Raw genomic sequence first — 25,275 nt, forward strand, 5'->3', positions numbered from 1 at the left:
TCATTCAGTTAAATGGCATGGTCATATTCTCTGCGCGGCGTAAACTGCCTTGCATCAATCAGGAGCCCGATTCCTGTTTATCTGAGACATCAGGAGATAACCATGAAACACGATCACTTTATTGTTCAGAGCCCGGCGACGCCTGCGCAACAGTTGCTGCTGCTGTTTCATGGCGTGGGCGATAATCCGGTTTCGATGGGGCAAATAGGTAGCTGGTTTGCGCCGCTGTTTCCCAACGCGCTCATTGTCAGTATCGGTGGCGCGGAACCCTGCGGTCCGGCGCCGGCGCGCCAGTGGTTTTCGGTACAAGGCGTGACGGAAGAGAATCGTCAGCAGCGCATTGATGCCATTATGCCGACCTTTATTGAAACGGTACGCTACTGGCAAAAACAGAGCGGTTTGGGTGCGCAGGCGACGGCGCTGATCGGTTTTTCGCAGGGGGCGATTATGTCCCTCGAGAGTATTAAAGCCGAGCCAGGACTGGCGTCGCGGGTAATTGCCTTTAACGGCCGTTACGCGACGCTGCCGCAAACGGCGACCACGCAAACCACCGTGCATCTGATCCACGGCGGCGAGGATCGGGTGATCGATCTGGCGTGGGCGGTCTCCGCGCAGGAGCGGCTGCAGGAGCTGGGTGGAGATGTCACGCTGGATATCGTTGAAGATCTCGGACATGCCATTGATGACCGGAGCATGCAGTTTGCCCTCGATCGGCTGCGTTACACCGTACCGAAGCACTATTTTGATGAAGCGTTGAGCGGCGGTACGCCGAAAGATGACGATATAATCGAAATGCTGTAATGGCCCCGCGGCACAACGTCGGCTGGTATAGGTAGATACTGTTATCGGTTTACAACTTTTTTAAGGGTTTTCCCGGACGCGGCGCGTTGCGTCTTCTCCGGGCTACCAAATCGCACAGCGCTGTAGCCCCGGTAAGCGGCAGCGCCACCGGGGAATTTTGAGGCCACCAACACCAGCAGTTTCAGTAGCCACGGGTACAGAGGTAAAATTGAGAACTTCAGCTCGCAATGGTACGGGCCGTAGCCCGGGTAAGGCGTCAGCCGCTACCCGGGAATGCATCCAGCCCGCGTGATGACGGGGAACGCAGATTTACTTCTTCGGCTGGTCTTTGTTCGGCCAGTCGTCGTCGTCATCCCACTTGCTATTGAAGTCGCGATGCGGCGGCAGATCCGGTTTGTTGTCGAGATATTTTTTCGGGTCGACGCGATTAAGATCTTTAATCACGTTGATCATCACGCCGACTAAAAATACCAACACCAGAATCCACCAGTGGTTGATAAGCCATTCCATGCTGTGTCCTCTTTTTACCCCGCAGCGGCGCTGCAGGGTAATCGTTATTGTCGTCAGGCGACCAGTTGTTCCATGATGCGTTGATACATCCGCGCCAGCAGCTGCAGGTCGGCGGCATTGACGCATTCATTAATTTTGTGAATGGTCGCGTTCACCGGGCCCAGTTCCACCACCTGCGCGCCCATGCGGGCGATAAAGCGTCCGTCAGAGGTACCGCCGGTGGTTAGCAACTGCGGTTTTACTTCATTATAGTGCTCAATGGCGTTCACGACCGCATCGACAAGATTGCCGCGACCGGTCAGGAACGGCTGGCCGGAAAGCCACCATTCGACGGTATAGCGCAGCTGATATTTTTCCAGCAGCGCGATGATGCGTGCTTTGATCATCTCGTCGGTCAGCTCGGTGCTGAAACGGAAGTTGAACTGAACGAACATATCGCCAGGGATGACGTTGTTACTGCCGGTGCCAGCCTGCACGTTGGCGATTTGCATGCTGGTCGGCGGGAAGTATTCGTTGCCTTTATCCCATTCGATAGCCACCAGCTCCGCCAGCATCGGCGCGGCGCGGTGCACCGGGTTATCGGCGAGGTGCGGATAAGCGACGTGGCCCTGGACACCATGAATCGTCAGGTTACAGGTGAGTGAACCGCGGCGGCCGTTTTTCACGACATCGCCGACCACTTCGGTACTTGAAGGTTCGCCGACCAGGCAGTAATCAAGGCGCTCGTTACGCGCCATCAGCGTTTCGACCACTTTTACCGTGCCATGGGTGGCGCTGGCTTCTTCATCAGAGGTGATGAGAAACGCCAGGCGTCCTTTATGATCCGGATACTGCGCGACAAAGCGCTCGGCGGCGACAACCATTGCCGCCAGCGATCCTTTCATATCCGCCGCGCCGCGGCCAAACAGCATGCCATCGCGAATAGTTGGTTCAAACGGCGGGTTGATCCAGCGGTCGGCGTCGCCGGCCGGCACCACATCGGTATGGCCGGCAAAGGCCAGCGTTTCACCCTGTCCGCGCCAGGCCCAGAAATTTTGCGTATCGCCGAAGTCCATCGCTTCAACGGTAAAGCCGATCGCCCGCAGGCGTTCAATCATTAACGCCTGGCATCCCGCATCATTGGGGCTAAGGGAAGGGCGGCGAATAAGCTGCTGAGCCAGCTCAATGACCGGGCAAGACATAGACTACACCTCGTTAATAAATTTTTCGTAGTTTGCTTCGCTAAAGCCCAGCAGCATAGGCTGACCGGGCGCGCAGAGCAATGGGCGTTTGATAATTGCCGGCATTTCCATCATCAACGCCGCCGCCGCATCGGCATTATCGATCCCAGTGCGGACCGATTCATCGAGTTTGCGCCAGGTGGTGCCGCGGGTGTTAAGCAGCGCTTCCCAGCCTAATTCGGCAATAAAGGTATTCAGCAATTCGCGGTCCAGTCCGTCAACACGATAATCATGGAAGCGATAGTCTATCTGATGGGCTTCCAGCCAGCGGCGGGCCTTTTTAATGGTGTCGCAGTTTTTGATGCCGTACATGGTCAACATAATTAAACCTTCACGTTAAAAGAATATGTTTCTCAGTTTTTTCCGAATATATAAGCTTTGTTAAATAATACGTGAATCGGCTGGATAAATATAACTTTTCAGCCTTGTCTGATTAAAATTTGTTCTTTTTCGCGACAGACTAAGATAATGAATTACAGGAATTCTGATATTAACAAAATGTTGCGTAATGTTGCTCTATGTCACATTAAATTTACATGAACCGGCTTATGGTAGCCGCAAGCCAGAGTATTCAAGGCTTGCGGTGACAAGAAAAGCGATTAGAGCGATAGATCGGACGAACTTCTCCTGAGCGGGGAATTTATCTAAAATCGCCATAATAATAAGAGAGGCTATTATGATTGAACATGAACTGGGGAACTGGAAAGATTTTATCGAAGATATGCTGCGTAAATAAAATCTGGCTTTGTCGGTACTGAAGACAATGTTTGACCCATGAAAAAGGCGACTGTGACAGTCGCCTTTTCTGTTATTTGACGGTTTATTCCGGCCTCTCTTTCAGCGGGAAGCGGCGGCGTACCAACACGAAGAACAGCGGTACAAAGAAGATGGCCAGCACGGTGGCGGAGATCATGCCGCCCATGACGCCGGTACCAACAGCGTGCTGGCTGCCGGAGCCCGCGCCGGTACTGGTGGCCATTGGTAGCACGCCAAAGATAAACGCCAGTGAGGTCATCAGTATCGGGCGTAGACGCTGGCGGCAGGCCGATAGGGTGGCGGTCAGCAGATCTTCGCCTTTCTGGTTCAGCTCGTTGGCGAACTCAACAATCAGGATGGCGTTCTTGGCCGACAGGCCGATGACCGTCAACAGACCTACCTGGAAGTAGACATCGTTTTCCAGGCCGCGCATCCAGGTCGCCAGCAGCGCGCCGATAACCCCCAGTGGTACCACCAGCATCACCGAGAACGGTACCGACCAGCTTTCATATAGCGCCGCCAGACACAGGAACACCACCAGCAGAGAAATGGCGTACAGGGCAGGCGCCTGAGCGCCAGACAAACGCTCCTGATAGGACATCGCCGTCCATTCCAGGCCGAAACCGTTCGGGAGCTGTTTGGCTAACTCTTCCATAATGGTCATGGCGGTACCGGTGCTGACGCCAGGCGCGGCTTCACCGACGATCTCGACCGCTGAGTAGCCATTGTAACGTTCGAGGCGCGGCGAACCCGTTTCCCAACGCGAGGTGGCGAAGGCGGAGAACGGGACCATGGTGCCGCTACTGTTACGCACATACCACAAATTGATATCGTCCGGCAGCATGCGATATTTCGCCGCCGCCTGGACGTAGACCTTCTTCACGCGTCCGCGATCCATAAAGTCGTTCACGTAGCTCGAACCCCAGGCGGTCTGCAGCGTATCGTTAATATCATCAATGGAGACCCCCAGCGCCTGGGCTTTACGCTGGTCGATATCAACCTGTAGCTGCGGACTGTCGTCCAGGCCGTTGTGGCGTACGCGGGTGAGCTGGTCGTTGTTCGCCGCCAGCTCCAGCAGTTTGTCGCGCGCCGACATCAGCGCCTCGTGGCCGTTGCCGGCGTGATCTTCCAGCTCCATATCGAAGCCCGCGGAGCTGCCAAGGCCGCTGATGGCCGGTGGGCTGCTGGCAAACACGCGCGCTTCTTTAATTCTATTGAAGGCTTTGGTCGCACGCTCAATGATAGCGAACGAGGAGCCGGTTTTTGGGTCGCGCTGGTCCCAGTCTTTCAGGCGGACAAACATACGTGCGACGTTCTGGCCGTTGCCGCCGGGGCCGGAGCCGACGGTAGCAAACACCGACTCGACGTTACTCTTCTCGTTATTGAGGAAATAATCTTCCGCTTTTTGCACCACTTTCAGCGTCTGCTGTTGGGTGGAGCCGCTCGGGAGCTGTATCGAGGTGGTGAACATACCGCGGTCTTCCAGCGGCAGGAACGAAGTCGGCAGATGCAGGAACAGCAGCACCATGCCGCCGAGCAGCAGGACGTAAATCAAAATCCAGCGCAGCGAGCGATGGAGAATTTTGCCCACGAAAGTTTCATAGCGGCTGGCGCTGCGGTTGAAGGTGCGGTTAAACCAGCCGAAGAACCCTTTTTGACCATGCTCCTCGCCTTTGTGAATCGGTTTTAACAGCGTGGCGCAGAGCGCCGGGGTGAGGATCATCGCCACCAGCACCGACAGCACCATTGCTGAAACGATGGTGATGGAGAACTGGCGGTAAATGGCGCCGGTGGTGCCGCCGAAGAAGGCCATAGGGACGAATACCGCCGAAAGGACCATGGCGATACCGACCAGCGCCCCCTGGATCTGCTTCATCGATTTTCGCGTCGCTTCGCGCGGCGAAAGACCTTCTTCGCTCATAATGCGCTCGACGTTTTCGACGACGACGATGGCGTCATCGACCAGCAGGCCGATAGCCAGCACCGTCGCGAACATCGTCAGGGTGTTAATACTGTAGCCGCAGGCGTAGAGCACGGCGAAGGTGCCCATCAATACCACCGGCACGGCGATGGTCGGGATCAGGGTCGCGCGGAAGTTCTGCAAGAACAAATACATGACCAGGAACACCAGCAGAATCGCCTCCAGCAGCGTTTTCACCACATCGGTAATCGAGGCTTTTACAAAAGAGGTGGTCTCGTAGGCGACTTTATACTGCAGTCCGTGCGGGAAATATTGCGACAGTTCATTAAGACGGGCAATAACGCGCTCGGCGGTGGCCATTTCGTTGGCGCCCGAGGCGAGCTTAATCCCCAGCCCCGAAGCGGCCTGACGATTATAGCGGCTCAGATAATCATATTTTTCTGCGCCCATTTCGACGCTGGCGACGTCGCCCAGCGTGACTTCCGAACCATCCTGATTAACGCGCAGGGTAATATCGCGGAACTGCTGCGGTGTTTGTAGCAGCGATTGTGAGTTGATGGTGGCGTTCAGCGCCTGGTTATCAACAGATGGCGTACCGCCCAACTGGCCGACGGCAATTTGCGCGTTCTGCGATTCGATGGCGTCAGTTACATCTTTCGCCGTCATCTGATAGCTGTTGAGTTTCGCCGGATCGAGCCAGATACGCATTGAGTACTGCGAACCATAGGCGTCGATATCGCCGACGCCGTTGACGCGGCTTAGAGGATCCTGCACGTTACTGGCGACGTAGTCGGCAATATCCTGCTTATCCATGCTGCCGTCGGTAGAGACAAACGCGAGAGTGAGAATGTTGGTGTCGCCGGTTTTGCGCACCGTGACCCCCTGATTCTGTACCGCCTGCGGCAGTTTACGCATCGCCGATTGCAGCTGGTTTTGTACCTGCTGTACGGCTTCATCCGGGTCGGTACCGGCGGTAAAGCTCAGGGTAACCGTTGCCTGACCGGTGGCGCTACTCTGCGATGACATGTACATGAGGTTATCAAGGCCGGTCATATTCTGTTCGATAACCTGGGTGACGGTATTCTCCAGCGTTTGAGCCGAAGCGCCTGGATAATTGGCCGTCACTCGGACGTTAGGCGGCGCCAAATCCGGATATTGTTCTACGGGGAGCGACAAAATTGCCAGCGTGCCGGTCAGGACTAATAAAATAGCCAAAACCCAGGCAAAGATGGGGCGATCGATAAAGAAATTCGCCATCGGAATCAGGACCTCATTGTGTACATTTTTTGTTATTTCGCAGCCTGTGATACTTTATAGATAACCCCGCAGGCAATCGTGGAGAAATTAAGGAGATAGTGTAATTTATCATGTGTCTTTTATGAGAGCGTAAAGAAACGTCTGCCGCTCCTCTCTGAATTTATATGCGCTTATCACGTCTTTTCTGTCATTCCGTCAAAGCCGCTTATTATTACTCAGCTAAATGAAACAAAATTCCATTCAGGTCAATATTTTTGATCTAAACCGGATTCTGGTGAGAAAAGCCGATTTCTGGGCAAACGACCATTGTCCCACGGTCATGATGTCAGGTAATAAACAGTCATACTAAATGAGGGGTTATTAGCGATAAGCCGGAAGGATGTATGAACCACTTTATTATGAGCGATAGTCGCAAATGCATCGGATGCAGGGGCTGCGAAGTGGCCTGCGTGATGGCGCATAATGGCGAACAACATGTCTTGACCCCACAGCGCTTTTTGCCGCGCATTACCGTGATTAAAAACCAGAAACAGCGTAACGCGGTAACCTGTCGTCACTGTGAAGGCGCGCCCTGCGCGCGTAGCTGTCCTAACGGCGCCATTAGCCGGCAGGAAGACAGCGTATTGGTGCAGGAAGAAAAATGTATCGGCTGTAAATCCTGCGTGGTGGCCTGTCCCTTTGGCGTGATGCAAATCGTCGTCACGCCAAACGGCAGAGCGACGGCGCACAAATGCGACTTATGCCATGGTCGCGAAGCCGGGCCAGCCTGCGTGCAGAATTGTCCGGCGCAGGCGTTACAGATGGCGAACGATTCCGCGTTAAGCGAGATGGCGAAAGCGCGGCGGCTGCGGGCGGCGCGTGCGGATGCGGCGTCCTGGCAACATCGGACTTTGACCGCTTTAGCGTCAACCGCCGACGATAAGGCTAGCCAGATGGCGGCCACTTCCCTCCGAGGCGAGGCGGATAAACTGGCGGCTGATGCGCGTAAACAGCACTTTGGCGAAATCTATTTGCCGTTCAGCGCGGCGCAGGCGCAGCGGGAAACGCAACGTTGTCTGAAATGCGGCGATCGCAGCATCTGTGAGTGGACCTGTCCGCTGCATAACCATATTCCGCAGTGGATCGAGCGGGTAAAGGCCGGCGACATCGCCAGCGCCGTTGAGCTTTCCCATCAAACCAACTGCCTGCCAGAAATCACCGGTCGCGTCTGCCCGCAGGATCGTCTGTGCGAGGGGGCCTGCACGCTGCGCGATGAGAGCGGCTCGGTGACGATCGGCAATATCGAACGCTATATCTCCGACCAGGCGCTGGCCGGCGGCTGGCGCCCGGACCTTTCGGCGGTAAAAGCCAGCGGTAAGAGAGTGGCGATTATCGGCGCCGGGCCTGCAGGCCTGGCCTGCGCCGACCTTCTGGCGCGTAGCGGCGTGGCGCCGGTGGTGTTCGATCGCCACCCGGAAATCGGCGGCCTGCTGACGTTCGGCATCCCGCCTTTCAAGCTGGATAAATCATTGCTGGCCCGTCGGCGCGAGATTTTCAGCCAGATGGGCATCCGCTTTGAGCTGAACTGCGAGGTGGGTAAAGACATCAAACTCGCACAACTGCTTGCAGACTATGACGCGGTTTTCGTCGGCGCTGGTACCTATCGCTCAATGAAAGCCGATCTGCCTAACGAGGAGGCGCCGGGCGTGTATGAGGCGCTACCGTTCCTTATTGCCAACACCAAACAGGTGATGGGGCTGGAGGCGCTGGCCGATGAACCTTATATCGATACCGCCGGGCTGAAGGTGGTCGTGCTGGGGGGCGGCGATACGGCGATGGACTGCGTGCGTACCGCGCTGCGCCACGGCGCTCAACAGGTCACCTGCGCCTATCGTCGTGATGAAGCCAATATGCCGGGGTCGAAAAAAGAGGTCAAAAATGCCCGTGAAGAGGGGGCGAGTTTTGAATTCAATGTTCAGCCGATCACCCTTGAGCTCGGTGAGGATGGCCGGGTCAGCGGCGTGCGTTTTCTGCGCACCCAGCTTGGCGAAGCGGACGCTCAGGGCCGCCGCAGCCCGTCGCCGATCCCCGGCAGCGAATTTGTGATGCCTGCCGACGCGGTCATTATGGCGTTTGGTTTCCACCCGCATTCAATGCCGTGGCTGGAAGCCGCGGGGGTACAGCTGGATAGCCGCGGGCGGATCAAGGCGAACGTGGAGAGCCGCTATCGTTACCAGACCAGTAATCAGAAGATCTTCGCCGGCGGCGACGCGGTGCGCGGCGCGGATTTGGTGGTGACGGCGATGGCGGAAGGGCGGCATGCCGCGCAGGGGATCATGGACTACCTGGGCGTCGCTTCCGCACTGACGCACTAACGACAAAGCAGGCTCCGCGGCGTAGTATGGCCGGGTTATTTCACGCTGCGGAGTTTGCATGTCACTTAATATCCACGTCATTAAAGATAAAATCCTCTCCGAAAACTACTTCGTGCTGCGCAACATGACCTATGAGTTGACGCGCCGCGACGGCAGCGTCGTGCGTCACAAACGCGAAGTGTACGATCGCGGCAACGGCGCCACGGTTTTGCTTTACAACCCTGGCAAGCAAAGCGTGGTACTGGTGCGCCAGTTCCGCGTCGCCACCTGGGTTAACGGCAACCCGGATGGCATGCTGATTGAAACCTGCGCCGGACTGCTGGATAACGACGCGCCAGAGGTATGTATCCGCAAGGAGGCGATCGAGGAGACCGGTTATCAGGTCGGCGAGGCGCGCAAGGTCTTCGAACTCTATATGTCGCCCGGCGGCGTGACCGAACTGATTCACTTTTTTATCGCCGAATACAGCGAGGCGCAGCGCGCTAACCGGGGCGGCGGCGTAGATGATGAAGATATTGAGGTGCTGGAACTGCCGTTCGTCCGGGCGCTGGAAATGGTCGCCAGCGGTGAAATCCAGGATGGCAAAGCGGTGATCCTGCTGCAATACCTACAAAATTCCGGCCTCATGTCGCGGGATCTCTGATAAATCTGATTGAGCAAAACCCCGCCAGTGCTGATGATAATGATGAATTAGAAATCACTCTGTCAGTCATACTTCGGGATTGTGCCGCTCATGCTTTATCGGGTTTTAATACTGCTTTTTTTCGGTTTTCTGCCGACGTCGTTGGCGTGGGCGGCGCCAGCCCAGCAGTTGTTTGGAGATTGGCTTGTCACCTGCAACAATCAAAATTATTGCGTCACGCGTAATGTCGGGCTGCATCATGGATTGGTGATGACCCTAAGCCGGAGCGCGGGAGCGGCCACCGATGCCGCTTTGCGCATTGAACTTGGCGGCGTTGGTAATCCGGTCGCCGCGCTGGCGGCCATCGGCCCGCGGCTGCAGCTAGATGGTAAACCGCTGCATTTTGACGGCAAACACTGGCAGATTGCCGATAAGCTGATTAAAACCGGCGATAGCGTCAGTATCGACGCTTTCCTGCAGCAGGCCCAGGAGGGGAAAGAGATTACCCTGCAAAACGGTCTGCAAAGCATTTCATTGAAGGGCCTGAAGGCCGCGCTGCTATTTATTGATAATCGGCAAAAGCGGGTCGGCAGCGAAACCGCGTGGGTCGGCAAAGGTGAAGAACCGCCGCTCAGCGTACCGCCGGCACCGGCGTTGCGAACCGTGGGTAAAGCGGAAGTAGCGCAGTCGCCGCTCAGCCGCGACGAACTTAATGAGCTGATCGACTACGGCAATGAGCGGATGAACGCCAGCCCCTGTTCGCTCGATCCTTTCCGCCGGGAAATCCGCGTCACCGCGCTAACCGATGAGAAAGTTCTGCTGATGACCAGTTGTGAAGCGGGCGCGTATAACACCGTCTGGCTGGCGTGGCTGGTGTCGCGCAAAACGCCTCATCTTGCCCGTCAGGTGCGGCTGGCGCTGCCATTCCAGCCGCCCGGCAATGCGCCGCGAGATATAGAACTGATTAACGCCAGCTTCGATGAGCAGCGTCATGAACTGGTGACATTCGATAAAGGCCGCGCGCCGGGCGATTGCGGGATCCAAACCCGCTGGCGCTATGACGGCCAGCGGTTTAATTTGACCCGCTACGCTCAGCAACCGCAGTGCGATAACTGGCAGGGGCCAGACGCCTGGCCCACATTATGGATCACCCGTTAAGCACTTTGCGGCTGACTTCGACAATATGTTCAGCGGTAAAGCCGAAGAACGGGAACAGCTTGTCGGCGGGCGCCGATTCCCCGTAGCGGGTCATACCAACAATTGCGCCTTTCAGGCCGACATATTTATACCAGTAGTCGGCGATACCGGCTTCGATAGCGACGCGGGCGCTAACATCGGAAGGCAGCACCGACTCGCGCCAGGCCTCATCCTGAGCATCGAAAACGTCGGTGGAGGGCAGCGACACCACCCGCACGTTTACGCCGCTGGCCAGCAGCGTCTCCGCCGCCTGAACGGTAATCTCGACTTCCGAACCGGTGGCGATAAGGATGAGATCCGGCTTGCCGCCCGCATCCTTCAGAACGTAACCGCCGCGCGCAATTTCCTGCACCTGTTCCGGCGTACGGGCCATTTGCGCCAGATTCTGTCGCGAAAGGATTAACGCGGTAGGGCCGTCATTGCGCTCGATGGCCGCCTGCCAGGCGACGGCGGTTTCCACCTGATCGCACGGCCGCCAGGTACTAAAATTGGGCGTCAGGCGCAGGCTTGCCAGCTGCTCTACCGCCTGGTGCGTTGGACCATCTTCGCCAAGGCCGATTGAATCATGGGTATAGACCATAATCTGATGCGCCTTCATCAGCGCCGCCATGCGTGCGGCGTTACGCGCGTATTCGACGAACATCAGGAAGGTCGAGGTATAGGGAATAAAACCGCCGTGCAGGGCGATGCCGTTAGCCACCGCGGTCATACCGAATTCGCGTACGCCGTAGTGGATATAATTACCCGCCTGATCCTCTTTGATCGACTTCGAGCCGGACCAGATCGTCAGGTTACTGGGCGCCAGGTCGGCGGAACCGCCGAGCAGCTCAGGCAAATCCGGGCCGTAGGCGTTAAGCGCATTTTGCGAAGCCTTACGGCTGGCTATTTTCGCCGGTTCCGACTGTAGCTTCGCCACATAATCGCGGGCCGTTTTTTGCCAGTCAGCCGGGAGCTCACCTTCCATGCGGCGTTTCAGTTCAGCCGCCAGTTCTGGATACTGCTGCTGGTAAGCAGCGAATTTTTCATTCCACGCATGTTCTGCTTTCTCGCCGCGCGGCCGCGCATCCCAGCCCTGATAAATTTCTTTCGGGATTTCAAACGGCGGATATTTCCAGCCCAGCTGTTCGCGGGCCAGCGCGACCTCCTTTTCCCCCAAGGCCGCGCCGTGCGACTCTTCGGAACCGGCTTTATTCGGTGAACCAAAACCGATTATGGTGCGGCAAATAATCAGCGAAGGTTTGTCTGTTACCGCCTGCGCTTGCTGGATTGCCTGCTTCACCGCCTGCGGATCGTGACCGTCGATATCGCCAATCACGTGCCAGTGGTAGGCGCGAAAGCGCTCGGCGGTATCGTCGGTGAACCAGCCTTCAACGTGGCCGTCAATAGAGATACCGTTGTGATCGTAGAACCCAATCAGCTTGCCTAATCCCAGGGTGCCCGCCAGCGAACTGGCCTCGTGTGAAATCCCCTCCATCAGACAGCCATCGCCCATAAACACCCAGGTGTAGTGATCGACGATGTCGTGGCCGGGACGGTTAAACTGCGCCGCCAGCGTACGTTCGGCGATAGCCATCCCGACGGCGTTAGCCAGCCCCTGGCCGAGCGGCCCGGTGGTGGTTTCCACGCCGGGGGTATAGCCATGTTCCGGGTGGCCCGGCGTTTTCGAATGCAGCTGGCGGAAGTTTTTCAGCTCATTCATCGGCAGATCGTAGCCGGTCAAATGCAGCAGGCTATACAGCAGCATCGAAGCATGGCCGTTAGACAAAATGAAACGATCGCGATCGTACCAGTGCGGATTTGTCGGGTTGTGCTTGAGAAAATCGTTCCACAGCACTTCGGCAATATCCGCCATCCCCATCGGAGCGCCGGGGTGGCCGGAGTTGGCTTTCTGGACGGCGTCCATGCTCAGGGCGCGAATGGCGTTAGCAAGCTCTCTTCGGGACATAGTCGTTTACTCCGTGACAAAGGATGACAGTTTGGCTGCTAGCAGATCTTCCAGTTTGCGCTGATCGACGGCGAACTGGCGAATACCTTCCGCCAGCTTTTCTACCGCCATCGGATCCTGGTTATGCTCCCAGCGGAATTCCGCTTCGCTTAGCGGAACCGGGCGCGGAAGTATCTGATGAGCGGGGATGAGTTTACGTATTACCGGCGCGTCGCTGGCCTGCAGCTCTTGTAACAAGGCCGGGGAGATGGTGAGGCGGTCGCAGCCGACCAGCGCGAGGATTTGTTCGGTACGGCGGAAGCTGGCGCCCATCACGATGGTGTTGTACTTATGGAGTTTGAAATAGTCGTAGATATTGCGCACCGATTTCACCCCCGGGTCTTCATCAACCACGTAAGGCTCTAACGGCTGACGCGCCTGATACCAGTCGTAAATACGCCCGACGAAGGGCGAAATCAGAAACACGCCGGCTTCGGCGCAGGCGCGAGCCTGGGCGAATGAGAACAACAGCGTCAGGTTGCAGTGGATCCCTTCTTTTTCCAGCACCTCCGCGGCGCGGATCCCCTCCCAGGTGGAGGCCAGTTTGATCAGGATCCGCGACTTATCGATCCCCATTTCCTGATAGAGAGCGACCAGGTGGCGCGCTTTCTCAATACTTTTTTCACGATTGAAGGAGAGGCGGGCATCGACTTCGGTAGAGACGCGCCCTGGAATGCTTTTGAGTATTTCCGCGCCGAAATTGACCGCCAGCTTATCGCAGGCATTAGCGACCTGCGCCTCGCGGTTGCCGCCCTGTTTCGCGGCCCAGGCGAGGGCATCATCGATAAGCCCGGCGTAGTTATCCAATCCGGCAGCCTTTAATAGCAGCGAAGGGTTGGTGGTGGCATCTTCCGGCTGATAGTGGCGGATAGATTCAATGTCGCCGCTGTCGGCGACCACAGTGGTGAATTGTTTGATACTGTCTAGCTGATTCATTAAAAAGTACTCCTGGAACAATAAGTTGCATGAGTTCTTGTCGTTATGCGGTAGAGATGGTGATGAGGTACATAACTAAAAAGCATAGCAGACGGGGCTATCATTGACCGTGAAACTAGGTTACATAAATATTATAAATTGATAACAACCAGACCTTTGTGATGGCAAGAGTATGGCGGCCTTCAAAGTTTAAACCGCCGTCAGGCGCGATACTAAGCATCGCCTTAAGGCGGGCCGACGGCTCGCCATCACGCTTCACCCCCTACGATTCGATACGTGAAAGGAACCATAAAATGGATGAGCAGTTGAAACAAAGCGCCCTCGATTTCCACGAGTTCCCGGTGCCCGGGAAAATTCAGGTGTCGCCGACCAAACCCCTGGCGACCCAACGCGATCTGGCGCTGGCATATTCGCCGGGAGTTGCCGCGCCGTGCCTGGAAATTGAGAAGGATCCTTTGGCCGCTTACAAATACACCGCTCGCGGCAACCTCGTAGCGGTGGTCTCCAACGGTACCGCCGTCCTCGGTTTAGGCAATATCGGCGCGCTGGCCGGAAAACCGGTAATGGAAGGAAAGGGCGTTCTGTTTAAGAAATTCGCCGGCATCGATGTGTTTGATATTGAAGTCGATGAGTTGGATCCTGACAAATTCATTAATGTCGTCGCCGCCCTGGAGCCGACGTTTGGCGGCATCAACCTCGAAGATATTAAAGCGCCGGAATGTTTCTATATTGAGCAGAAACTGCGTGAACGCATGAATATTCCGGTGTTCCACGACGATCAGCACGGCACGGCGATTATCAGCACCGCGGCAATTCTCAACGGTCTGCGGGTGGTTGAGAAGAATCTCTCCGATGTGCGGATGGTGGTCTCCGGCGCGGGAGCGGCGGCAATCGCCTGTATGAACCTGCTGGTGGCGCTGGGAATGCAGAAACACAATATCGTGGTCTGCGACTCGAAAGGCGTAATCTATAAAGATCGCGAAGCCAACATGGCGGAAACCAAAGCGGCCTACGCGGTGGAAGACGACGGGAAACGTACCCTCGACGATGTCATCGATGGCGCGGACATTTTCCTCGGCTGCTCCGGGCCGAAAGTTCTGACTCCGGAGATGGTCAAGAAAATGGCGCGCTCGCCGCTGATCCTCGCGCTGGCGAACCCGGAGCCGGAAATCCTGCCGCCGCTGGCGAAGGAAGTGCGCGACGATGTGATTATTTGTACCGGCCGTTCCGACTATCCAAACCAGGTCAACAACGTGCTGTGCTTCCCGTTCATTTTCCGCGGCGCGCTGGATGTTGGCGCGACGGCGATTAACGAAGAGATGAAGCTGGCGGCGGTTCACGCTATCGCCGAGCTGGCGCATGCCGAACAGAGCGAAGTCGTGGCTTCCGCCTATGGCGACCAGGATCTCAGCTTTGGCCCGGAGTACATTATTCCGAAACCGTTCGATCCGCGCCTGATCGTCAAGATCGCGCCAGCGGTTGCCAAAGCGGCGATGGAATCCGGCGTGGCGACGCGGCCGATTGCCGACTTCGATGCCTACATCGAGAAGCTGAGCGAGTTCGTTTATAAAACCAACCTGTTTATGAAGCCGATCTTCTCCCAGGCGCGCAAAGAGCCGAAGCGCGTGGTGCTGGCGGAAGGTGAGGAGACCCGCGTGCTGCACGCCACGCAGGAGCTGGTATCGCTGGGGCTGGCGAAGCCAATCCTCATCGGTCGTCCGAGCGTGATTGAAATGCGCATCCAGAAACTGGGTCTGCAGATCAAACCGGGCGTGGACTTTGAAATCGTCAATAATGAATCCGATCCGCGCTTTAAAGAGTACTGGAGCGAGTACTATCAGCTGATGAAGCGTCGCGGCATTACCCAGGAGCAGGCGCAACGGGCAGTAATTAGCAACACCTCGGTCATTGGCGCGATCATGGTTCATCGCGGTGAGGCGGATGCGATGATCTGCGGAACCATCGGCGATTATCATGAGCACTATCGCGTGGTACAGCCGCTGTTTGGCTTCCGCGACGGCGTCAGCACCGCCGGGGCGATGAACGCGCTGCTGCTGCCAAGCGGTAACACCTTTATCGCCGACACCTACGTCAATCACGATCCATCGCCGGAAGAGCTGGCGGAGATCACCCTGATGGCGGCGGAAAGCGTGCGTCGTTTTGGTATCGAACCGCGCGTGGCGCTGCTGTCGCACTCCAACTTCGGTTCCGCCGATTGCCCGTCGGCCAGCAAAATGCGTAAAACGCTGGAGCTGGTGAAGGCGAGCGCGCCGGATCTGATGATTGACGGTGAAATGCACGGCGATGCCGCGCTGGTCGAAAGCATCCGTAATGACCGTATGCCGGATAGCCCGCTGAAAGGGGCGGCCAATATTCTGGTGATGCCGAATATGGAAGCCGCGCGTATCAGCTACAACCTGCTGCGCGTCTCCAGTTCGGAAGGGGTCACCGTCGGGCCGGTACTAATGGGTATCGCTAAGCCGGTGCATATTCTGACGCCTATCGCCTCCGTGCGCCGTATCGTCAACATGGTGGCGCTGGCGGTCGTGGAAGCGCAGACCCAGCCGCTGTAAACGCAAAAAATTAAGCCCCGGTATTCCGGGGCTTTTTTGTCTCAGGTGGCTAAATTCAGATCCACTCTTTCACTTTGATGAACTCGCTCAGCGCGGCTTCCGGGCTGCCTTCCTGCGGGTGGAAGTTGTATTCCCAGCGCACCAGCGGCGGCATCGACATCAGAATAGACTCCGTACGCCCGCCGGTCTGCAGGCCGAACAGCGTGCCGCGATCCCACACCAGATTGAATTCCACATAGCGCCCGCGGCGATAAAGCTGGAAATCGCGCTCGCGTTCGCCATAAGGCGTGGTTTTTCGGCGCTCAACGATTGGCAGATAGGCGTCAGTAAAGCCGTTGCCCACCGCCTGCATAAAGGCGAAGCAGTGGTCAAAGTCCGGGGTATTTAAATCATCGAAGAACAGGCCGCCAATGCCGCGCTGTTCGTTACGGTGCTTGAGGTAAAAGTAGTCATCGCACCACTTTTTATAGCGCGGATAGACCTCGTCGCCGAACGGCAGGCACAAATCGCGGGCGGTACGATGCCAGTGGATGGCGTCTTCTTCAAATCCGTAATAAGGCGTTAAATCAAACCCGCCGCCGAACCACCACACCGGGTCGGCGCCGGGCTTCTCGGCAATGAAAAAGCGAACGTTGGCGTGGCTGGTTGGCACATAGGGGTTTCGCGGATGCACCACCAGCGAAACGCCCATCGCTTCAAAGCTGCGCCCGGCGAGCTCCGGGCGGTGGGCGGTTGCCGATGCAGGCATCGCATCGCCGTGGACGTGAGAGAAGTTAACCCCGGCCTGCTCAAAGACGCCGCCGTCGCGTAAAACCCGGCTGCGTCCGCCGCCGCCGCCTTCGCGCTGCCAGCTATCTTCGACAAAATCCTTGCCGTCAACGGCGGAGAGTTTGCCGCAAATGGCATCCTGCAGCTGAAGAAGGAAGGCTTTTACCTGCTGTACATCGGGTTTCATTAACGTCTCTTCGAATGCGCTTTCTGGTTATCGAACCAGTGGAAATAACTAATAATACCGGAAGCAATAGCGTTGGCGATCTTCTGGCGGAAAGCGGTTGTGCCGAGTAGCTTTTCTTCATTTGGGTTGGTAATGAACGATGTTTCGACCAGCACCGAGGGAATGGAAGGTGACTTCAGCACCACAAAGGCCGCCTGTTCTGTATTGCGGCTGTGCAGCTTATGCACCGGCTTAATCTTTTTCAGAATATGCGAGCCGAGCGTCAGGCTGTTCTTAATGGTGTCGGTTTGCACCAGATCGAACAATACCTGCTGTAGCAGATGGTCCTTATCCGTCGCTTTTTTACCGGCGACCTCATCGGCGCGGTTTTCGCGCTCGGAGAGATATTTCGCCATGGCGCTACTGGCGCCGCGGTTGGAGAGCGCAAAGACGGAGGCGCCGGCCGCACTCGGGTTGGTAAAGCCGTCGGCGTGAATCGACATAAACAGATCGGCGCCGTGCTGGTGGGCGATTTCAACGCGATCGTATAGCGGAATAAAGGTATCGCCGCTACGCGTCAGGCGGGCATCGATGCCGTTGCTGCGTAAAATACTGCGCACATTTTTGGCAATGGCCAGCACGACGTGTTTTTCTTTCGAACCGTTGTGGCCAATTGCCCCCGTATCGATGCCGCCATGACCGGGGTCAAGCATCACCAGGCGCTTGCTGCCTGCTTTCTTTGCGACGGGTTTGCTGTGTCCATTGGAAGTTTTTAGCGGCTGTTCTTTGGCATTGGCCTGGGAAGCGACGCCGGTTAGCGTCATCGCAGCCAGTCCTGCTTTCAGCACCTGACGGCGCGAAGCAAGTATTTTTAATGGTTTAAAAGTGCTCATTCGGCCTGAATTGTAAACAAGTGATGTCCAATGTTATATCGTATCGCGTTTCCCGTTACGACCACTCAAAATAAGAATTGTTTTACTTTTCATTTCAATACATGACAAAGATATATTATGCCATTTTTTGCCGATGATTTCGCCTGATATTGGCTATCAGTCATATTCGCGCCATAATCACTGTTTTTAACCGTAAATGGTGGGGAATACCATGGAGATTCGCGTTTTTCGCCAGCAGGATTTCGAAGAAGTGATCACCCTTTGGGAGCGCTGCGATCTTCTGCGCCCATGGAACGATCCGGAAATGGATATCGAGCGTAAGCTCAACCACGACGTGAGCTTGTTTCTGGTCGCTGAAGTGAACGGTGAAGTGGTAGGGACGGTAATGGGCGGTTACGACGGTCACCGCGGTTCCGCTTACTATCTTGGCGTACATCCGGAATATCGCGGCCGCGGTATCGCTAATGCGCTGCTCAATCGGCTGGAAAAGAAGCTGATCGCCCGCGGCTGCCCGAAAATTTCAATTATGGTGCGTGACGATAACGAAGTGGTGCAGGGGATGTATGAGCGTCTCGGTTACGAGCACTCGGATGTACTCACCCTGGGTAAACGCCTGATTGAAGATGAAGAATACTGAATTTATTCCTGCCGATTACGATGCCCAGGGCCGTTTGCGGCTGCCGCTGTTGTTTTGGGGCGTGCTGTTGCTGCAGGCGCGCACCTGGGTACTGTTCGTCATGGCCGGCGCCTCCCGCCAGCAGGGCGATGCGCTGCTGAGCCTGTTCTATCCCGATCACGATAACTTCTGGCTGGGGTTACTGCCCGGCGTACCGGCGGTCGCGGCATTTCTGCTTAGCGGTCAGCGTCAGCGTTTCCCGCGTCTCTGGCCGCTGATGCGCTGGCTGCTGATTGCCTCGCAGGCGCTGTTGCTGGCCTGGCAGCCGTGGCTGTGGTTCACCGGCGAGGCGCCTTCCGCGCTGACCATCGCCCTGCTGGCGGCCGATATTTATGCGCTATGGTGGCTGATAACCAGCCGCAGGTTGCACGCCTGTTTTCGCCTCGAAGCGCTTTAATGGCACTTTTTGCCGATCGCGTACTCCAACATGCGTTGAATTAATCAGAAGGATTGAGATATGAAATCGCTACGTCTAATGCTCTGCGCGCTTCCGCTGGCGCTAACCGGCTGCTCAACGATGAGCGCGGTGAACTGGTCGGCTGCCTATCCGTGGAACTGGTTTGGTTCCTCCAACGAGGTCACCGAGCAGGGCGTGGGTAAACTGACAGCATCGACGCCGCTGAATGAGCAGGCGATTAGCGATGCCCTCGGCGGCAGCTACCGTCTGCGCAGCGGAATGAAAACCACGGATGGCAAAATCGTTCACTATTTTGAAGCGCTGAAGGATGACAAGCTGGCGCTGACCATCAACGGCGATGGCGGTACGGTGAGCCGCATTGACGTACGCGATAGCGCGATTCCTGCCGCCAGCGGCGTGAAAATCGGTACCCCGTTTAGCGAGCTGTACAGCAAAGCGTTCGGCAACTGCGAGAAAGGCGCTCCCGATAACGGCGCGGTGGTGGAATGTAAAGCCGCAGGTAGCCAGCACATCAGCTACGCCTTTACCGGTCACTGGAGCGGCCCGGACGAGCTGATGCCGTCCGACGATACCCTGAAAAACTGGAAAGTCAGCAAAATTATCTGGCGTCGCTAATTTGATCTGAAGAGACACGTGGGCGGATAAAAACGGTTACAATGGCGCGTTAGCAACGTCATAGCGTTGTGGTTGCATCATTTCAGGAGGAGCGATGTCTCAGGTTCAGAGCGGCATTTTGCCGGAACATTGCCGCGCGGCGATTTGGATTGAAGCCAATGTCAAAGGGGATGTTAACGCCCTGCGCGAAGCGAGCAAAATTTTTGTCGATAAAGTAGCCACCTTCCAGGCTAAATTCCCCGATGCCAAACTCGGCGCGGTGGTGGCTTTCGGCAATACCGTCTGGCGTCAGCTGAGCGGTGGTGAAGGCGCGGAAGAGTTAAAAGATTTTCCGGTTTACGGCAAAGGGCTGGCGCCATCCACGCAGTATGACGTGTTAATTCATATTTTATCCGCCCGCCATGAAGTGAACTTTTCCGTCGCACAGGCGGCAATGGCCGCGTTCGGCGACGCCATCGAAGTGAAAGAAGAAATTCACGGTTTCCGCTGGGTGGAAGAACGCGATCTGAGCGGCTTCGTTGACGGCACCGAAAACCCGGCAGGCGAAGAAACTCGCCGTGAAGTCGCGGTGATTAAAGACGGCGTTGACGCGGGCGGCAGCTACGTATTTGTGCAACGCTGGGAGCACAATCTTAAGCAACTGAACCGCATGAGCGTGCCGGATCAGGAGATGATGATTGGCCGTACCAAAGAAGCCAATGAAGAGATCGACGGCGACGAGCGCCCGGTCACTTCGCACCTGAGCCGCGTGGACTTAAAAGAAAATGGCAAAGGGCTGAAAATCGTCCGCCAGAGCCTGCCGTACGGTACCGCCAGCGGCACTAACGGCCTGTACTTCTGCGCCTACTGCGCGCGCCTGTACAACATTGAACAGCAGCTGCTGAGCATGTTCGGCGATACCGACGGTAAGCGTGATGCCATGCTGCGCTTCACTAAACCGGTGACCGGCGGTTATTACTTCGCGCCGTCGCTGGAGCGTATTCAGGCGCTGTAATTTTTCCCCTCACCCTAACCCTCTCCCCAAGGGGGAGAGGAGACGGCACGGTGGACTCTCTTTCTCCCTCTCCCTCAGGGAGAGGGGACGTACGGTGCGGTTATGGATTCCGCGTGCGAACTCCCTTTCTCCCTCTCCTGAGGGAGAAAGGACGGTACGGTGCGGCTATGGATTCCGCGTGCGGACTCTCTTTCTCCCTCTCCCTCAGGGAGAGGGGCGGGGTGAGGGCATCGGCGAGTCAAGCGCTTCAAGTATTCTCTCCATCACCGCATCTTCATACTCTTCAAACTCATTATTCCAGAAGCGTAAAACCCGCCATCCCTGGCTCTGTAGCCAGCGGGTGCGGCGAACATCGTAGACGCGCCTCTCATCGTGCTGACCGCCGTCCAGTTCAATCGCCAGCCGTGTTGCGCAGCAGGCAAAATCGAGAATGTAGGGACCAACGGGATGTTGGCGGCGAAACTTATAGCAAGCAAAACGGCGGTTGCGCAGTAAGTACCATAGTCGACGTTCTGTTGGCGTTAAGCTACGTCTGAGCTGACGTGCAAATATCTGTGTGTTTTTCATATAAACACAGTGCACCCCTGGCTGCCGTTTGTCACAATGACACGTCGAATCTGCGAGCCGCTTTCAGCAAAGCTTTGCCAGTTGCTTATTCTCTTTTCTACTTCTAAATCGCCAAACGGTATATAAAACCGTTACTCCTTTCGTACTCGTTATAAATATGATGATCATCAGTAAATGATCATTTTTGATAAGGGTGCGCAATGGCCGTTAAATCACTGAAAAAAGGATATCTGGCGCTGGCGGCTTCCATGCTGCTGGTGGCGCAGGCGCAGGCGACTGAACTGCTGAACAGTTCCTATGATGTTTCCCGCGAGCTGTTCGCCGCCCTTAATCCGCCTTTTGAGCAGCAGTGGGCAAAAGAAAACGGCGGCGATAAGCTGACCATCAAGCAGTCCCATGCGGGCTCCTCCAAGCAGGCGTTGGCGATTCTGCAAGGCCTGAAGGCTGACGTCGTGACCTATAACCAGGTGACGGACGTCCAGATTCTGCATGATAAAGGCAACCTGCTCCCGGCAGACTGGCAGAGCCGTCTGCCGAATAACAGCTCGCCGTTCTATTCGACCATGGCTTTCCTGGTGCGTAAGGGCAACCCCAAAAATATTCACGACTGGAACGATCTGGTGCGTTCCGACGTGAAGCTGATTTTCCCGAATCCTAAAACTTCAGGCAACGCGCGCTATACCTATCTTGCGGCCTGGGGGGCGGCGGATAAAGCCGATGGCGGCGATAAAGCCAAAACCGAACAGTTTATGACCCAGTTCCTGAAGAACGTCGAGGTCTTCGATACCGGCGGTCGCGGCGCGACCACCACCTTCGTCGAGCGCGGGCTGGGCGATGTGCTGATTACTTTTGAATCGGAAGTTAACAACATCCGTAAACAGTATGAAGCGCAGGGTTTCGAAGTAGTGGTGCCGAAGGTCAATATCCTTGCCGAGTTCCCGGTAGCGTGGGTAGACAAAAACGTTAAGGCCAACGGTACTGAAAAAGCGGCGAAAGCCTACCTGAACTATCTCTATAGTCCGCAGGCGCAGACCATCATCACCGATTACTACTATCGCGTGAATGACCCGAAAGTCATGGCGTCGCTGAAAGATAAATTCCCGCAGACCGAACTGTTCCGCGTGGAAGACCAGTTTGGCAGCTGGCCTGAAGTGATGAAAACCCACTTCGTCAGCGGCGGCGAGCTGGACAAACTGCTGGCAGCGGGGCGTCAGTAATGTTGGCTGTGTCGTCCAAGCGCGTGCTGCCGGGCTTTACCCTGAGCCTTGGCACCAGCCTGCTGTTTGTGTGCCTGATTTTACTGTTGCCGCTCAGCGCGCTGGTAATGCAGCTGGCGCAGATGAGCTGGGCGCAGTACTGGGAGGTGATTACCAACCCGCAGGTGGTCGCTGCCTATAAAGTCACGCTGCTGTCTGCTTTTGTGGCGTCAATTTTTAACGGTGTGTTTGGCCTGCTGATGGCGTGGATCCTTACCCGCTATCGTTTCCCGGGCCGTACCCTGCTGGATGCCCTGATGGACCTGCCGTTCGCGCTGCCGACGGCGGTGGCCGGCCTGACGCTGGCCTCGCTGTTCTCGGTTAATGGCTTGTACGGCGAATGGCTGGCGAAGTTTGATATCAAAGTGACTTATACCTGGCTTGGCATCGCGGTGGCGATGGCCTTTACCAGCATCCCGTTTGTGGTGCGTACCGTGCAGCCAGTGCTGGAAGAGTTAGGGCCGGAATATGAAGAGGCGGCGGAAACCCTCGGCGCGACGCGCTTACAGAGTTTCCGCAAAGTGGTGCTGCCGGAGCTGTCGCCGGCTCTGCTGGCGGGGATTGCGCTGTCGTTTACCCGCAGCCTTGGCGAGTTCGGCGCGGTGATTTTTATCGCCGGCAACATCGCGTGGAAAACGGAAGTGACTTCGCTGATGATTTTCATTCGTTTGCAGGAGTTTGATTACCCGGCGGCGAGCGCGATTGCCTCGGTGATCCTCGCGGCGTCGCTGCTGCTGCTGTTCTCCATCAACACTCTGCAGAGTCGCTTTGGTCGACGCGTGGTAGGTCACTAATGGCGGAAGTTACTCAATTGAAGCGCTATGACGCGCCCCGGATCAACTGGGGCAAATGGTTTCTGATCGGCGTCGGGATGCTGGTATCCGCCTTCATCCTCGTGGTGCCGATGATTTATATTTTTGTCCAGGCTTTCAGTAAAGGGTTAATGCCGGTGCTGGAAAATCTGGCCAACCCGGACATGCTGCACGCCATCTGGCTGACGGTGATGATTGCGTTGATTACCGTGCCGGTGAATCTGGTGTTCGGTACGCTGCTGGCCTGGCTGGTGACGCGCTTTACCTTCCCTGGCCGCCAGCTGCTGCTGACGATGCTGGATATCCCGTTTGCCGTCTCGCCGGTGGTGGCAGGTCTGGTTTATTTACTGTTTTACGGCTCCAACGGCCCACTCGGCGGCTGGCTTGATGAGCACAACCTGCAGATCATGTTCGCCTGGCCGGGCATGGTGCTGGCGACTATCTTCGTCACCTGTCCGTTTGTGGTCCGCGAGCTGGTGCCGGTCATGATGAGTCAGGGGAGCAATGAAGATGAAGCGGCGATCCTGCTCGGCGCTTCCGGTTGGCAGATGTTCCGCCGGGTGACGCTACCCAATATTCGCTGGGCGCTGCTGTACGGCGTGGTGTTGACCAACGCCCGCGCGATTGGCGAATTCGGCGCGGTGTCGGTCGTTTCCGGCTCGATCCGCGGCGAAACGCTATCGCTGCCGCTGCAAATTGAATTACTGCAGCAGGACTACAACACCGTCGGTTCGTTTACCGCCGCGGCCCTGCTGACGTTAATGGCTATTTTGACCCTGTTTTTAAAGAGTATGTTGCAATGGCGTCTGGCCAATCAGGAAAAACGCGCGCAACAGGAGGGAAATCATGAGCATTGAGATTGCCAATATTAAGAAATCGTTTGGTCGCACCCAGGTGCTGAATGATATCTCGCTGGATATCCCTTCCGGGCAAATGGTTGCGCTGCTGGGGCCGTCCGGCTCCGGTAAAACCACTTTATTGCGGATTATCGCCGGGCTGGAGCATCAATCCAGCGGCCATATCCGTTTTCACGGCACCGACGTGAGCCGGATGCACGCCCGCGATCGTAAAGTGGGCTTTGTTTTCCAGCACTATGCGCTGTTCCGTCATATGACGGTGTTCGATAACATCGCCTTTGGCCTGACCGTACTGCCGCGTCGTGAGCGTCCCAATGCGGCGGCGATTAAAGCCAAAGTGACCAAACTGCTGGAGATGGTGCAACTGGTCCATCTTGCCGACCGTTATCCGGCGCAGCTTTCCGGCGGCCAGAAGCAGCGCGTAGCGTTAGCGCGCGCGCTGGCGGTCGAGCCGCAAATTCTGCTGCTGGATGAGCCCTTTGGCGCGCTGGATGCGCAGGTGCGTAAAGAATTGCGCCGCTGGCTGCGCCAGCTGCACGAAGAATTAAAATTCACCAGCGTGTTTGTTACCCACGATCAGGAAGAGGCGATGGAAGTCGCCGATCGGGTGGTGGTAATGAGCCAGGGCAATATCGAACAGGCCGATGCGCCTGAACGCGTCTGGCGGGAACCTTCGACCCGTTTTGTGCTCGAGTTTATGGGCGAAGTTAACCGCCTGCAGGGCACCATTCGCGGCGGCCAGTTCCATGTCGGCGCCCACCGCTGGCCTTTAGGCTATACCCCGGCATACCAGGGGCCGGTCGATCTGTTCCTGCGACCGTGGGAAGTAGATATCAGCCGCCGTACCAGCCTGGATTCGCCATTGCCGGTGCAGGTGCTGGAAGCCAGTCCGAAGGGGCACTACACCCAATTAGTTGTCCAGCCTCTGGGGTGGTATGACGAACCGCTGAGCGTGGTGCTGGCGGGCGATGAGGCCCCGTCCCGTGGCGAACGCCTGTTTGTCGGCTTGCAGAATGCGCGCCTGTATAATGGAACCGAACGCATCGAACCGCGCGGCGAACTTGCTCTGGCAGAGACGGCCTGATAGCTTAAATCCACGTGCTTTTGCCGGGCGGCGCTGCG

The 25,275-nt window shown here is 56.6% G+C and carries 22 protein-coding genes and 1 pseudogene; 14 read left to right on the forward strand and 9 right to left on the reverse strand.

Annotated features, from left to right (window positions below):
• Window positions 1–102 precede the first annotated feature (102 nt).
• On the forward strand, window positions 103–801 hold the full coding sequence (gene ypfH, locus KGA69_RS13040; protein WP_045379856.1) for an esterase: 699 nt from the start codon (window positions 103–105) through the stop codon (window positions 799–801).
• Window positions 802–1,110: 309 nt separating this feature from the next.
• Here ypfH and KGA69_RS13045 read toward each other — a convergent pair whose 3' ends face one another.
• The 3 genes from KGA69_RS13045 to KGA69_RS13055 are packed head-to-tail and all read right to left on the reverse strand — an operon-like array spanning window position 1,111 to window position 2,852.
• Complete coding sequence (locus tag KGA69_RS13045) at window positions 1,111–1,311, reverse strand: YpfN family protein (RefSeq protein ID WP_015365470.1); 201 nt, start codon at window positions 1,309–1,311, stop codon at window positions 1,111–1,113.
• 53 nt (window positions 1,312–1,364) lie between these two features.
• Window positions 1,365–2,492, reverse strand: coding sequence for a succinyl-diaminopimelate desuccinylase (gene dapE, locus KGA69_RS13050; protein WP_020078199.1), 1,128 nt, complete (start codon window positions 2,490–2,492; stop codon window positions 1,365–1,367).
• Between the two features lie 3 nt (window positions 2,493–2,495).
• On the reverse strand, window positions 2,496–2,852 hold the full coding sequence (locus KGA69_RS13055) for an ArsC family reductase (RefSeq protein WP_213292375.1): 357 nt from the start codon (window positions 2,850–2,852) through the stop codon (window positions 2,496–2,498).
• Between the two features lie 355 nt (window positions 2,853–3,207).
• On the opposite strand from KGA69_RS13055, the gene ypfM reads away from it, so the two are divergent.
• Window positions 3,208–3,267: a protein YpfM gene (gene ypfM, locus KGA69_RS13060; protein ID WP_087867655.1), complete on the forward strand. Its 60-nt coding sequence runs from the start codon at window positions 3,208–3,210 to the stop codon at window positions 3,265–3,267.
• An 84-nt stretch (window positions 3,268–3,351) separates the two neighbouring features.
• On the opposite strand, the gene acrD is transcribed toward ypfM, so the two are convergent.
• Window positions 3,352–6,465 carry a multidrug efflux RND transporter permease AcrD gene (acrD, locus tag KGA69_RS13065; RefSeq protein WP_045392642.1) on the reverse strand — a complete coding sequence of 1,038 codons (3,114 nt, stop codon included), beginning with the start codon at window positions 6,463–6,465 and terminating at the stop codon, window positions 3,352–3,354.
• Window positions 6,466–6,848: 383 nt separating this feature from the next.
• On the opposite strand from acrD, the gene aegA reads away from it, so the two are divergent.
• From aegA to KGA69_RS13080, 3 genes and pseudogenes are all read left to right on the forward strand, one after another.
• Window positions 6,849–8,819 (forward strand): formate-dependent uric acid utilization protein AegA, encoded by a 1,971-nt coding sequence (gene aegA, locus KGA69_RS13070; protein WP_213292376.1) that lies wholly within the window; start codon window positions 6,849–6,851, stop codon window positions 8,817–8,819.
• Window positions 8,820–8,877: 58 nt separating this feature from the next.
• Window positions 8,878–9,475 (forward strand): annotated as a pseudogene (gene nudK / locus KGA69_RS13075) (GDP-mannose pyrophosphatase NudK).
• A 77-nt stretch (window positions 9,476–9,552) separates the two neighbouring features.
• Window positions 9,553–10,599 (forward strand): DUF1176 domain-containing protein, encoded by a 1,047-nt coding sequence (locus KGA69_RS13080; protein WP_042892993.1) that lies wholly within the window; start codon window positions 9,553–9,555, stop codon window positions 10,597–10,599.
• On the opposite strand, the gene tkt is transcribed toward KGA69_RS13080, so the two are convergent.
• Together tkt and tal are read right to left on the reverse strand one after the other, a co-directional pair.
• Entirely contained in the window at window positions 10,589–12,583 is a 1,995-nt protein-coding gene (gene tkt, locus KGA69_RS13085; RefSeq protein ID WP_047050995.1) for a transketolase, read from the reverse strand. The genes KGA69_RS13080 and tkt overlap by 11 nt on opposite strands.
• A 6-nt stretch (window positions 12,584–12,589) precedes the next feature.
• Window positions 12,590–13,558, reverse strand: a complete 969-nt coding sequence (tal, locus tag KGA69_RS13090; RefSeq protein WP_045392631.1) for a transaldolase — start codon at window positions 13,556–13,558, stop codon at window positions 12,590–12,592.
• Window positions 13,559–13,851: 293 nt separating this feature from the next.
• On the opposite strand from tal, the gene maeB reads away from it, so the two are divergent.
• The gene (gene maeB, locus KGA69_RS13095) at window positions 13,852–16,131 is read left to right on the forward strand and encodes an NADP-dependent oxaloacetate-decarboxylating malate dehydrogenase (protein WP_015365481.1); all 2,280 of its coding nucleotides are present in this window, start codon (window positions 13,852–13,854) and stop codon (window positions 16,129–16,131) included.
• Between the two features lie 55 nt (window positions 16,132–16,186).
• On the opposite strand, the gene hemF is transcribed toward maeB, so the two are convergent.
• Together hemF and amiA are read right to left on the reverse strand one after the other, a co-directional pair.
• Window positions 16,187–17,086 carry an oxygen-dependent coproporphyrinogen oxidase gene (gene hemF, locus KGA69_RS13100; RefSeq protein WP_047050997.1) on the reverse strand — a complete coding sequence of 300 codons (900 nt, stop codon included), beginning with the start codon at window positions 17,084–17,086 and terminating at the stop codon, window positions 16,187–16,189.
• On the reverse strand, window positions 17,086–17,958 hold the full coding sequence (gene amiA / locus KGA69_RS13105; RefSeq protein ID WP_045392625.1) for an N-acetylmuramoyl-L-alanine amidase AmiA: 873 nt from the start codon (window positions 17,956–17,958) through the stop codon (window positions 17,086–17,088). The genes hemF and amiA overlap by 1 nt, the downstream gene beginning before the upstream one ends.
• A gap of 211 nt (window positions 17,959–18,169) precedes the next feature.
• Between amiA and KGA69_RS13110 the strand changes: the two genes are divergently transcribed.
• From KGA69_RS13110 to KGA69_RS13125, 4 genes are all read left to right on the forward strand, one after another.
• Complete coding sequence (locus KGA69_RS13110; protein ID WP_045392622.1) at window positions 18,170–18,595, forward strand: GNAT family acetyltransferase; 426 nt, start codon at window positions 18,170–18,172, stop codon at window positions 18,593–18,595.
• Window positions 18,582–19,031, forward strand: coding sequence for a DUF2919 domain-containing protein (locus KGA69_RS13115; protein ID WP_047050999.1), 450 nt, complete (start codon window positions 18,582–18,584; stop codon window positions 19,029–19,031). The genes KGA69_RS13110 and KGA69_RS13115 overlap by 14 nt, the downstream gene beginning before the upstream one ends.
• A gap of 60 nt (window positions 19,032–19,091) precedes the next feature.
• Window positions 19,092–19,667: an RpoE-regulated lipoprotein gene (locus KGA69_RS13120; RefSeq protein WP_047043503.1), complete on the forward strand. Its 576-nt coding sequence runs from the start codon at window positions 19,092–19,094 to the stop codon at window positions 19,665–19,667.
• A 94-nt stretch (window positions 19,668–19,761) separates the two neighbouring features.
• Complete coding sequence (locus tag KGA69_RS13125; RefSeq protein ID WP_213292377.1) at window positions 19,762–20,661, forward strand: Dyp-type peroxidase; 900 nt, start codon at window positions 19,762–19,764, stop codon at window positions 20,659–20,661.
• A gap of 204 nt (window positions 20,662–20,865) precedes the next feature.
• Here KGA69_RS13125 and KGA69_RS13130 read toward each other — a convergent pair whose 3' ends face one another.
• Window positions 20,866–21,228 (reverse strand): endonuclease domain-containing protein, encoded by a 363-nt coding sequence (locus tag KGA69_RS13130; protein WP_072047982.1) that lies wholly within the window; start codon window positions 21,226–21,228, stop codon window positions 20,866–20,868.
• A gap of 200 nt (window positions 21,229–21,428) precedes the next feature.
• Here KGA69_RS13130 and KGA69_RS13135 point away from each other — a divergent pair, with 200 nt between their 5' ends.
• The 4 genes from KGA69_RS13135 to cysA are packed head-to-tail and all read left to right on the forward strand — an operon-like array spanning window position 21,429 to window position 25,237.
• Window positions 21,429–22,445: a sulfate ABC transporter substrate-binding protein gene (locus KGA69_RS13135; protein WP_213292378.1), complete on the forward strand. Its 1,017-nt coding sequence runs from the start codon at window positions 21,429–21,431 to the stop codon at window positions 22,443–22,445.
• The gene (gene cysT / locus KGA69_RS13140; protein ID WP_015365489.1) at window positions 22,445–23,278 is read left to right on the forward strand and encodes a sulfate/thiosulfate ABC transporter permease CysT; all 834 of its coding nucleotides are present in this window, start codon (window positions 22,445–22,447) and stop codon (window positions 23,276–23,278) included. Before KGA69_RS13135 ends, cysT begins: the two co-directional genes overlap by 1 nt.
• Complete coding sequence (cysW, locus tag KGA69_RS13145) at window positions 23,278–24,153, forward strand: sulfate/thiosulfate ABC transporter permease CysW (RefSeq protein ID WP_015365490.1); 876 nt, start codon at window positions 23,278–23,280, stop codon at window positions 24,151–24,153. Before cysT ends, cysW begins: the two co-directional genes overlap by 1 nt.
• The gene (gene cysA, locus KGA69_RS13150) at window positions 24,143–25,237 is read left to right on the forward strand and encodes a sulfate/thiosulfate ABC transporter ATP-binding protein CysA (RefSeq protein ID WP_045392610.1); all 1,095 of its coding nucleotides are present in this window, start codon (window positions 24,143–24,145) and stop codon (window positions 25,235–25,237) included. Before cysW ends, cysA begins: the two co-directional genes overlap by 11 nt.
• The last annotated feature ends 38 nt before the right edge of the window (window positions 25,238–25,275 follow it).

This window comes from Klebsiella sp. A52, from assembly GCF_018388785.1.
Taxonomy (GTDB): domain Bacteria; phylum Pseudomonadota; class Gammaproteobacteria; order Enterobacterales; family Enterobacteriaceae; genus Klebsiella; species Klebsiella aerogenes.